This is a genomic window from Microcoleus sp. K5-D4, from assembly GCF_036704575.1.
Taxonomy (GTDB): Bacteria; Cyanobacteriota; Cyanobacteriia; order Cyanobacteriales; family Microcoleaceae; genus Microcoleus.
The window spans coordinates 33,545-44,929 of the sequence record NZ_JAUBSD010000057.1 but is presented as its reverse complement, the minus strand read 5'-3'; the positions used below and the strand labels follow the sequence as shown (position 1 = coordinate 44,929).

The 11,385-nt window shown below is 44.7% G+C and carries 8 protein-coding genes; 5 read left to right on the top strand and 3 right to left on the bottom strand.

Annotation, left to right across the window (positions count from 1 at the left end; all coding sequences use genetic code 11):
* Positions 1–413 precede the first annotated feature (413 nt).
* Both QUA77_RS18205 and QUA77_RS18200 read right to left on the bottom strand, forming a co-directional pair.
* Complete coding sequence (locus QUA77_RS18205) at positions 414–989, bottom strand: TIGR04376 family protein (RefSeq protein ID WP_333040388.1); 576 nt, start codon at positions 987–989, stop codon at positions 414–416.
* 326 nt (positions 990–1,315) lie between these two features.
* Entirely contained in the window at positions 1,316–2,539 is a 1,224-nt protein-coding gene (locus QUA77_RS18200) for a hypothetical protein (protein WP_333451601.1), read from the bottom strand.
* Between the two features lie 71 nt (positions 2,540–2,610).
* On the opposite strand from QUA77_RS18200, the gene QUA77_RS18195 reads away from it, so the two are divergent.
* Entirely contained in the window at positions 2,611–2,937 is a 327-nt protein-coding gene (locus QUA77_RS18195; RefSeq protein ID WP_333040384.1) for a hypothetical protein, read from the top strand.
* A gap of 290 nt (positions 2,938–3,227) precedes the next feature.
* Here QUA77_RS18195 and QUA77_RS18190 read toward each other — a convergent pair whose 3' ends face one another.
* Positions 3,228–5,150 carry an ABC-F family ATP-binding cassette domain-containing protein gene (locus QUA77_RS18190; protein ID WP_333451599.1) on the bottom strand — a complete coding sequence of 641 codons (1,923 nt, stop codon included), beginning with the start codon at positions 5,148–5,150 and terminating at the stop codon, positions 3,228–3,230.
* A 362-nt stretch (positions 5,151–5,512) separates the two neighbouring features.
* Here QUA77_RS18190 and QUA77_RS18185 point away from each other — a divergent pair, with 362 nt between their 5' ends.
* The 4 genes from QUA77_RS18185 to QUA77_RS18170 all read left to right on the top strand — a co-directional run bounded on the left by QUA77_RS18185 (position 5,513) and on the right by QUA77_RS18170 (position 11,207).
* Positions 5,513–7,930 (top strand): hypothetical protein, encoded by a 2,418-nt coding sequence (locus tag QUA77_RS18185; protein WP_333451597.1) that lies wholly within the window; start codon positions 5,513–5,515, stop codon positions 7,928–7,930.
* Between the two features lie 265 nt (positions 7,931–8,195).
* On the top strand, positions 8,196–8,903 hold the full coding sequence (locus QUA77_RS18180; protein ID WP_333451595.1) for a TMEM175 family protein: 708 nt from the start codon (positions 8,196–8,198) through the stop codon (positions 8,901–8,903).
* An 893-nt stretch (positions 8,904–9,796) separates the two neighbouring features.
* Positions 9,797–10,171, top strand: coding sequence for a DUF4342 domain-containing protein (locus QUA77_RS18175; protein WP_333451593.1), 375 nt, complete (start codon positions 9,797–9,799; stop codon positions 10,169–10,171).
* A 148-nt stretch (positions 10,172–10,319) separates the two neighbouring features.
* Positions 10,320–11,207, top strand: coding sequence for a GUN4 domain-containing protein (locus tag QUA77_RS18170; RefSeq protein ID WP_333451592.1), 888 nt, complete (start codon positions 10,320–10,322; stop codon positions 11,205–11,207).
* The last annotated feature ends 178 nt before the right edge of the window (positions 11,208–11,385 follow it).

The following is an 11,385-nucleotide window of genomic DNA, read 5'->3' as shown; positions in this document are numbered from 1 at the left end:
GCTGCCTATCTTTTTTTACCACAAGTTGGCTCAATCCTTACTAGCTATGGGTTTTGGGTGGGTTGTCACCCCCCCAGAATAAAGGAACAAATGGAGTCATATTTTAATTGGATCAACAGGTAAAAAATGAGTAAAATTACTCATTGACAATAGTGCTTTTAGCTTAACTTGTGAGTAATGCCCGTGTCCCTTGCCTCTGGAGACTAAAGTCTCGCTTGTTTGCCGCATCCCGTATTATTTTTATGATTTATTAATTGGCCCTATAATTTTACGATGGTAATTATATCAAGTCTGAATATCAAGTCTGAGCGAGCGATCGCCATACCGCAGCGTATGGGGGGTTGACGAATATTTGCATTAGAAATCCGACTTCCCGGTGAACCCGTCCCTAAAGGATTGGGATGCTTTCGTCACTATCGGCCTATATTCCGCTTCATTCGATCGAGTTCTTCGTCTGCTTCCCAGCGTTGAAACTTTTCTTCTAAAGGATCGGCCGCATTAAAACTATTATAATTTGAACTCTGATTCCAACCCTTTGTATCCCAATTCTGCTCTGTTTTAGTGGTAGTGCGAGTAGCAGCTTCTGCAGCTTTTGCTCGGACTTCTTTTCGCCGTACTTGAATTTGGCGGTACAGTTCTTTTGCTTTTTCAATCCGTTCTTTGCAGCCTTGCATTTGACCCCAGCGCTGATTTCCCTGACGCAGCAAAGCTGCTTGCCGCTCTTGGGCGGCTTGAGCTAAATCGAGCCTTTGAGCAGCTTTAGCTTTGTTGATGCGATCGTTCCAGCGTTGAATTTCTTGAGCGGCGGAAAGAATTTCGGCTTGCAGTTTTTTCTCTTGTTTTTGGATATCGAGAATCAGCCGCAGGGTGTCTTCTTCTTGTTCTTTCAGTTGTTCTTCTATTGCCTGCAATTCCAGATGGGGATTGCTGCGTAAAAATTCTTCTAATCTGGTTTCTAGGAATCGGCTGAAATCATCAAATAAGCCCATTTTTTATAAATCCTCAGTCATTAGTCCTGGGTCATTAGTCATTGTCATTAATTATTAGTCATTGGTTCTTAGTCACTGAAGATCAATTATTGATCCTTAGTTGTTAGTTATAGCAGAATAAAGTTCGGTAACGAATTGGGAAGCGATTTAACGGATAGAAGGAATAAGCAAGAAGAGCAATGGTTTCAGCAATTAAGAACGTTTTGCAGGTTCCTATATTATAACTGTTTTCACTGCTCGTGAGGTACAGCCCGATCGCTGCCCATTACTGATTACCGATGACCTAACTCATAACTAATGACTGATAACTAATGACTGATAACTAATTAGAACTTTTGGCCGACAAAAACCGATCGCACATCTCCTCCCTTGCGGATAACGGCTTCTTGATTTTTGATTTCTGCCAGCGTCCAACCGCTAGCGCCAATGCTTTCGCCGACATAAATTCTGCGGGCTACGCCGTCTACTTCAAACAAAGCGGCCGATCGATCGCCCAGCTCCAAAATCCCTACCAACGTGTGGGCGGAAGTCGGGGCGCTGCTGGCTGCCGGTGCGGATTGCTCGGGCGCCGGCGCAGATTGCTGGGCTGCAGCAGGCGCTGGTGCCGGTTCGGTTTCGCGAGCCAAAATCTTTGGCTGGGGAGACTCCGAGGGGGAAGGGGAAGCGGCGAGGGGATCTCGACTGCCTGCAGCGGCGATCGCACGACCCGAGGCTGGAGCAGCAGGCGAGGGGGAAACGGCAGCGGTTTGAGGAGCAGCCGGAGCAGCAGCTACCGGAGCAGCCGGAGCCACAGTCACCTGAGCGGGGGGAGGGATGACTACAACTTGGGGTGCTGGTGCTCCCGGCTGCGAGGCCGCTTGTTCGAGGGCATTAGCAATGCGGTTGACTGCTGTCGAAAGACCTGCGGTTGCCGGCGGCGCGCCGGAAATGGGAATGCTCGGCAGCGTCCCTGGGGTGGGGGCTCCGGGAACTCCTGCAAGTTGGGGGTTAGCTTGGGGTGCTTTTTTTTGTTCGATCGCTTCTAGGGAGCGCTGCACATATTCGACAAACGGGGTATCTGGTGCTGTTTTGCCACTTGCTGCGGGTGTCTCTGGTGCGGGGGCGGCGGGCAAGCGCACGAGTCCCGACCTGCTTGCGAGCCATAACCCCATGACTAGCAGCAGCGACCCAAATGCTGCTCCCAGCAGCATTCTGTCGAATGATTGTTTGGACTGCTGTTTTTTGGCTGTTTCTAGGGCGACTTGGCGGGCGATCGCTTCTACGTCTTTTTCGTCCCGCTGCGGCTGGGGGGGTGCCAACTGCGACAAAACTATTTGAGGTACCGAGATCGACTTGAGCGCCACGAATTCTGGCTGCACGGGCTCGGATGGCAGTCCGCCACTACCGTCGAATGCTCGATCAACTCCTTCAAACAGTTCGTCCATCAACTGATCGGCGTAGGACTCTACTGCGACTGCTTCGGCTGGCACTGTTTCGACAGTCGCAACCACGGCGATCGGATCTGACGCTGATTCCAAAGACATCTGTTTGGCGATTACTTTTTGAGGCATAGTTTTCTGTTTGCTCCCGCTCCTCGACAACCCTGAGATTCTCAACTTCAGACTTCTACAGGATACTTGTGATGTTGACCAATTCTTGGTTAACAACAGGTCAATTGTATCTCACCCATCACCATATTTTTAGTCCTCGGCCAACTTACTTTGCGCGATCGACTTTTGTTTTACCTGTTTTGGGCTTTTTCGCCCCTGTTTTCTGCTGCCAGTCTTATTTGCTTACCCTGACTTTTAGGGCATATTCTACTGCTTTTGTCAACCCCACCCTCCGGGCCTTGGCTGTTTTTGACACACAGTTTTACTTGAGGCTCTCGCAAAAAAGCGGGTTTTTTGCCGCCGCTGTTTCCGATCGCCTTGCAGCTTTAACAAGGATTTCAGACTTTTACTCGTCTTAAGTTTGTTGGTCAGTTTGCTTGACAGTAGTAACAAGCAACCGATTTTATAACTTTAAGACTACCATAGCTTCATCACACTTAGGTAATAAATTGTCAAAGGTTGCCAAATTGTCGGCTAAATAAGCACTATTCCTAAGATTTTTTTTACAATACTATTTTTGATACAAAAAGGAAAAAATATTGAAATTTGTTAATATATATTTGTTTCAGCATGAGATTTTTTAACTCATAATTCCTCTAGCTCCTGTCATTGTGAGCAGGAGCTAAAGACAACGCTCGGACAACCCAAATTAACCCACCCGTTCCGCCAATTCCAACCAGCGCTCAGTGGCCCGATCGATATCCTGCGTCAACTGAGCCAAACGATCCGATAACTTCTTCATCTCTGCAAACCCGCTAGGAGCATTGTTAGACAAAATCTTCTCAATCTCTTCTTTTTCAGCTTCCATCTGCGGAATCTTACTTTCTAATTGTTCGTATTCCCGCTTATCATTGAAGGATATTTTGGTAGATTTTTGAGTGGAAGTAGGGGATTTTGAATTGTTAGATTCAGCGATCCGCGTAAGCTTTTCTTTTTCTTTTTGGCCTTGGACTTCCTTAGCTTCTTCCGCTTTCTTATAGTCTAAATACACCGAATAATTGCCGGGATACAAGCGCAAATTGCCGCCCGGTTCCAAGGCGAAAACCATGTCGATCGTGCGATCGAGAAAATAGCGATCGTGTGACACCACAATCACGCAGCCGTTAAAATCTTCGAGATAATCCTCCAAAACCGCCAAAGTCTGCACGTCCAGGTCGTTTGTCGGTTCGTCCAAAATCAGCACGTTCGGCGCGCTCATCAGCACTTTCAACAGAAATAACCGGCGCTTTTCCCCGCCCGAAAGTTTGTTAATCGGTGCATACTGTTGGTTGGGTGGAAACAGAAACTTTTCCAACATTTGAGAAGCGGTAATGATTTCCCCATCCGCCGTTTGCACCAATTCCGCCACACTTTTCAAGTATTCAATAACTCGCTGGTCTTCGTTCGGGGTCAAATCCTCTGAATGCTGGTCAAAATAACCGATATGAATGGTTGTGCCAATTTCGACAGTACCCGAATCCGGCTGAATGCGTCCGGTGATGATATCCATCAGCGTCGATTTTCCCGCACCGTTGCTACCAATAATTCCTATCCGGTCTTCGGGAGTGAAATTGTAGGTAAAATCTTTAATTAAAGTGCGATCGCCATAGGCTTTACAGATATTCAATAACTCAATCACCTTCTTACCAATCCGGCGGCCCGCTGTGGCAATTTCGACTTTGCCGTTGGCTGTTTTGAACTCCTGGGCTCGCATATCTTTAATGCGATCGATCCGAGCTTTTTGCTTGGTACTCCGCGCTTTCGGCCCGCGTTTGAGCCATTCCAATTCGCGCCGCAATACACCCGCGTGTTTGCGAACAGTGCTGGCTGCGGATTCTTCAGCTAGGGCTTTTTTCTCCAAGTAATAAGCGTAATTGCCAGCATAATTGTAAAGGTCGCCGCGATCGATCTCCAGGATGCGATTGGTAACGCGATCGAGAAAATAGCGATCGTGCGTAATCAGCAGCAAAGCACCGCGATAGCCGTTCAAATAGTTTTGCAACCACTCCACAGACAGCGCATCCAAGTGGTTTGTCGGTTCATCCATCAGCAACACATCGGGCTCGGACAACAAAGCCGTTGCTAAGGCAATTCGCTTGCGGTAGCCGCCCGACAAGTCGGCAATTTTCGCATCAAAATCCTCAATCCCCAACTTTGTCAAAATCAATTTTGCCTTCGTTTCCAAGTCCCACGCATCCACCTCATCGATGCGTTCAGACACTGCAGACAGACGCGCCATCAACTTGTCTGTATCGCCTTTGCCGTGGGACAATTGATCGGAAATTTCCTCGTATTCTCGCACTAAAGCCATTTGTTCGCCACTGTCAGCAAATACTTGCTCTAACACAGTGTGATTTTCGTCTAAATCCGGCTGTTGGGGCAGATAGACAATTGTAGACCCTGGATTGACCCAGCGATCGCCAGAGTCGATCGACTCCAAGCCTGCAATCATTTTCAGCAGGGTTGATTTCCCGGAACCGTTAGTGCCGATGAGTCCGACTTTATCGCCTTCATCGAGGCTGAAGCTGGCATCTGTCAAGAGTTCTTTGATGCCGAAGTCTTTTTTGATCGATCGCAGAGTAAAAATAGTCATCTGTATAGAAAGTCATTTACCTGACTTAGTTTAACGCAAGTTCGATCGAGTCCGGCTGCATGGATATGGTCTATCGTTCCGATGAAACTTCTTCAAGACAGGGGCGAACTCGATTTTTATGACTATCTAAATCTTGATCAATGTTAAGAATAGGAGATACTGATGGCGACTCAGAGGGAGCGGATGTAGACATAGATAAGCTGTTTGCAGTAGTTGACAGCTAGACAGATTCTACTGATGTAGCGGTATAATAAACCTGATTTGATGCGTTAATTTTGGGTAAATGGTGCTCAGAAGTGAGGATTGACAAACAAAACTTGTATACGATAAAATGTCCATATTAAAATGTTAGACCGCACTATATGGGCATCAATATGTCTCCTGATTACGAAGAGTGTAGAAGAAACCTAGAAAATCTCGTCGCTTGGTATAAGCCAGCACCTCGAAACGAGGCTACTACTCGTTTCCAAATCATTGATCGTCTCTTTTTTGAGTGTTTAGGATGGTCAAAAGATGATGTTGTCATGGAAGAGTATCACAATCGAGAATATGCAGATTATACTTTTAACGCTCCTCGAAGAATTTTGATAGTCGAAGCTAAAAAAGAAGACCTGTATTTTGAGATACCTGCTGGCAAATGTAAACTTGAGCATTCCATTACATCCCTATCGAGAGACAATGCTAATCTGAAAGCTGCCATTTCTCAAGCTGCGGCATATTGTCAAGAGCGTGGTGCTCCTTTTGGAGCCGTATCTAACGGTTATCAACTGGTTGCCTTCATTGCTGTGAGAAGCGACGGTATAGCACCACTGGAGGGGAAAGCGTTGGTATTTTCCTCTCTTGAAAAAATGTTAGAAAATTTTTTCGATCTCTGGCAGTCATTATCTAAAGCAGGAATAGAAGAGAAAAATATTCAAGCTAGACTTATTGGAAATTTACAAGCCCAAATTCCTAGAAAACTATCGGAAACTATCGCCACATATCCTGGTATCAAAGGTAGAAACGTATTTCAAACCGATCTTCAAACCGTTAGCGATTTAGTGATTGAAGACCTTACTCGCTCTGAGACTTTAGAAAAAACATTTCTTGAAGAGTGCTACTGTAAGACAGGGGCATTATCGCAACATTCTCTTGCAAGTAAAACAATTTTAGAAACAAGATATGCTGCTCTTTTTGACTCAAATACTCCCTCACCCGTTTTAGTACAAGCCGTTGATAGGCAAGGCATTTCTCCAGAGTTACTTGCTGAAAGCATTAGTCGCCGACCTATCCTCCTTATAGGTAGTGTTGGTGTAGGTAAAACAACTTTTATAAGAAACTTAATGAAGGTGGAAGCTCCTTCTGTTTTTGAAAAAGCTATTACCCTATATATCGATCTTGGTTCTAAGGCAACTCTCTCAGCGGATCTGAAGTCATTTGTTATCGAAGAAGTGATAGAGCAACTTCGAGACAACTATCAGATAGATATCGAGGAACGTAACTTTGTTCGCGGTGTCTATCATTCAGATATACAACGATTTCGCAAAGGTATCTATTCAGACTTGTATGAATCAGATCCACAACGATTCAAGGAGAAAGAAATTGAGGTATTAGAGAAAAAAATTACTACTCCTGAAGAACACCTCAAGCAATCCCTAAAGCATATTGCAACTGCACGCCAGAAGCAACTCATAATGATTTTAGATAATTCAGATCAGAGAGATGAATACATTCAGCAGCAGGTTTTTCTTATTTCTCAAGAGATAGCAGAACACTGGTCAACTACGGTATTTGTTACTCTGCGTCCTGAAACTTTTCATCGTTCTCAGCAAATAGGAACACTCAGTGGATATCACCCTAAAGCATTTTCTGTATCTCCACCAAGAGTTGATCTGGTTCTTGAAAAACGTTTATCCTTTGCTCTCAAGCTTACTCGTGGCGAAATCCCGATTCAGTCTCTGCCCGAAGGGATGGGAGTACGTTTAAGTTCATTAGAATCCGTTATTTGCTCATTTCTGAAATCGCTCAAAATCAATAGGGAGCTTAGTGAGTGTATCGATAATATATGTGGTGGGAATATTCGTTTAGCTTTAAATTTAGTGAGAGGCTTTTTTGGTAGTGGTCACGTTGATACGTGGAAGATTGTTGAAATCCAACGTGATGAGGAAAGAGGTTACACCGTGCCTCTGCATGAGTTTCTAAGAGCAGTTATCTTTGGGGATAATTTGTACTATGATTCGAGTCGCTCTCCCATTGCAAACCTTTTTGATATCTCTTCTAACGATCCTAGAGAACATTTTCTTTTACCTCTGTTGATAGGTGCAATTCATTCATTAGGATCTTCTAGCCCTAATGGAGAATTTGTGGAAACAGCCGTTATTTATGAACACTTACAAGGAACGGGCTTTACTGCCGAGCAGATTGATGAGGCGCTGATTGTGAGTACCAGAAAGAAAATGATTGAAACTGCTGCTCGCCTAATACCTCAGCCTGGTCAGATAATGCCACATACGTTGCGTGTTACCACTCTAGGTTTGTATCACATTACTCGATTGTGCAGCTTGTTTGAGTATGTTGATGCTGTTGTGATCGATACTCCTATACTTGATGCCGAGGTGAGAGAATTAATCAGTGATGTTCAGCCGATAGATTTACGCCTAAACAGAGCAGAGTCCTTTCGGCGTTATCTTGATCTCCAATGGTCAAAAATGAATGTGCAAGGTCTAGGTTTTGATTGGCGTAACGCATCTGTAAAGCTGAAGACGGAAATCGATCGGATTCGCAATGTAAACTCTCGATAAGTTTTGGTAACTTGGGACTTGACTTAACTATCGAAAATTCAGCATAAGTAACAGCTAAAAAACGCCTAACAATTCAAATGCAGCGGACGGTAGCAAGTCGCTGATGTTGAGTTCGAGCCTATCTGCCACAAGCGACTATGCTGTTATCCTGCGTACTGTACGCAAGCAAGGTTGTTTAAAAGGATTCGTGCCGATCGACTGCTTAAAAAGATCGGCGAAAAGTCCGTTAAGGTTATCTGTTTTCAGCCGAGATTAGGCAAGCAAAATGGTTGGCTTTGTGGGTAAGTGCCAGCGATCGCCCATCGGTATCACACATCACTGCAACCGACCTTATGCTAAGTTATTTTTGGAATTAGGAGCGATCGCCCGCGCCAGCAGAAAAGGAGGATGTACAAAAATGGGTAAAGGCAGGTTAGAAGCATTCAGCGATGGTGTAATCGCCATTCTCATCACCATTATGGTGCTGGAATTGAAAGTGCCCCATCAAGCTGATTTAGCTGCGCTGCGTCCGCTAGTTCCAGTATTTCTGAGCTATGTACTCAGTTTTATTTATCTTGGTATTTACTGGAACAACCACCATCACTTGTTACAAGCGACTCGGCAGGTCAATGGTAATGTGTTGTGGGCTAATTTGCATTTGCTGTTCTGGTTGTCACTCATTCCCTTTGTCACTGCCTGGACAGGCGAGAACCACTTCGCCGCCTGGCCAGTTGCGCTTTATGGCACAGTGCTGTTGTTGGCTGCGATCGCTTACTTCATTCTTACTCGTGTTCTTATTTCTCACCACGGTAAAGATTCCACTCTGGCAATCGCACTTGGGCGAGACTTTAAGGGTAAAGTATCAGTGGTGATTTATGCCGTAGCAATCCTGCTTTCCTTTGTGAACTCATGGTTGGCTTTCATGCTGTATGTTTTAGTTGCAATAATGTGGCTTATCCCCGATCGGCGTATTGAGAAAACTCTGAATTCGTGAAGAAGATTCCACAAAAAGCCATTCCCGCCAGCTAACAGTTCGCTTTACCAATTAGCAAATTACCATTCATCACAACGGACTTTTTCTTGAACCTGGTCAAGGTCGTTCTTACTACTTTGGTCAAGACCTCTATACCTTCAAGGCAGTTGGTGAAGAAACAGGGGAAACCTATGCGCTTGGTGAGGTAATTGTTACATCTGGTGGCGGTACGCCGACCCATCGGCACAACCGAGAAAATGAATCATTTTATGTTCAAGCTCGAAAGTTTCAACAATTGCTTTGGCCGTTTTACCCGTTGGGCGATCGGGTATTTGTAGGGAGAGGGGCCGACTGCTTAAATACATGGTTGAAATGAAATTGACTCCTATGCGGCAATGGAGGTAAATCTGCAAATTTAATATGTTGATTCAGATGTTCGTTGATGTAATCGGTTTGAGTTTCTGATTATATTGTGCTTCGCCAATGCGATCGCTATCTCTGGGATGCTTTTGGGAACCGGCATTGCAAGCCATAGCTTGATTGTGCCTAGATAGCAATCACTTTTGAAGTCATTGTAGAAATATAAAGTTTTAATTTTAATAATTTTCCCTGAATTTAGTTCGCTTGGTTTCCAACTTAAAATTTCAATACACAGCAGCCACCTTGACAGGGCTGGCAGTACGCACCTTACTTGTATCTAAAGACAGGTTGTTTCAACAATATTATCTCTACCTTTCGGAATAGATAAGCCCGCCCTGATATCACGCCACAAAAATAATGTTTTGAGTAAAAAGGCGGGGGTGGAAAGTACGAATGCAGATTGTAGGGTTTCCTTGCCTGTCATTCCCAAGTGCGATCGCCGAAGATAAGGGTATAGAAATTAAACGGCTGGTTTTCACCCGCCCTTACACAAAATGAACTCACAACTAGAACAACAAGTAACAATTCTACAAGACGAAACAGCAGCGGCCGGAAATTCAGCCAACCCAACAGTTGAAACTCATGTATTCGCCTCAGAATTTGCAACAGAGGAAAAAGTTAGAGTGGAAGAATTTAAGATTAGCGCCGACAGCCTAATTGGTAAAGTCAAAGAACTAATTGAGCAAGGAAAACTCCGCCGCCTCGTCATCAAAAACTCGCAAGGGCGGACTTTGGCAGACATTCCGCTGATGGCGGGATTGGTAGGCGGCGTTGCAGGATCAGTAGTCTTTCCAATTGCTGCTGTACTGGCTACAGTGGGGGCAGTTGTGGCTCATTTGACTGTAGCTGTCGAGCGCAAAGAGCAGTAGTGGATTTGTATAAAGCGAGGAAAGCGAAGCAATCTCAGAGTCTGGGATTGCTTCGCTTTCGCTTTTTATGTATTAAAAATAATTGCGATCGCCACCTTATATATAAGCCTGTGCTAAACTGATGTCAAAATTTTAGAAAAGAATCGCGATGTCAATTCAACCCAGAGAATACGACGCCGTACTTGGCTCTAACAATACAGTAGTACCTACAGATGCTGTTTTAGGCGGAATAGAAGGAGTCAAGCGGCGAATTGCCATTGGAGACATTGAATCTAGAATCACTGCTCTTTCTCAAGCATTAAATTATGGAGAAGCGGGTTTAGATTTAGTTATTCAAGCGCTTCAAGATCGATCCAAACAAATCCAATGGTCTGCTTATGGATTACTTGCTCTAAAAGCCGAAACCAAAGTAGAACAAGCACTCCGATCTTTTTCATTAATTTCTGAGACCGGAATAGATTACACCTCGTTACAATATTTACTGGCAAGTCAAGAATGGGAAAAAGCAGACGAACAAACTCGCAAGCTGGTGCTGCAAGCTGCTAATCGATCGGACAACTGGTTGAGAAAAGAAGACATTCAATCTTTAGCTTGTGAAGATTTATTTATTATTGATAGACTTTGGACAATATACAGTCAGGGTCGTTTTGGCTTTAGCGTACAAAAACGCATTTGGGAAAGTTTGGGTTCGGAAAAACCGGATGGAACCAGATGCCAAGAGTTTAGCGATCGCGTAGGATGGCACAAGCAAAAAACTGAAACCGATAGCTACTACGATATCCTCAAACTATATACAATCAAAAGACGCGAGGATATTCCTTGCGGCTTGAATGCTCCTGAAGGAAACTTACCCAGTATTTGTGAGTTTGGTGGAGGTGAGCTGTTGTCGTGGTATGAATCGCCCGATACTGAATCTACTATGGGTTTTTACGGGGGTGGCGGCTATAGAAATAAATGGTCAAATGACTCGTTTTTTGGGGCAGACATGGTTGCTTGTTTTCTCAAACGCATCCAAGCTTGTCCGGAAATTCTTTAAGCCATAACTAATTAGTTTACTGGAGGCAGAGCCTCCTGACATTTATTCCCAGGCTCTTCCTGGGAACGAGTCCAACGAGTCCACAAGTCTCATACTCTCGTTACCAGGAAGAGCCTGGTAACGCAGATCCAGAGGCTCTGCCTCGCAGCTTCTAACGAGTCAATCTTAAAGTCTGCGA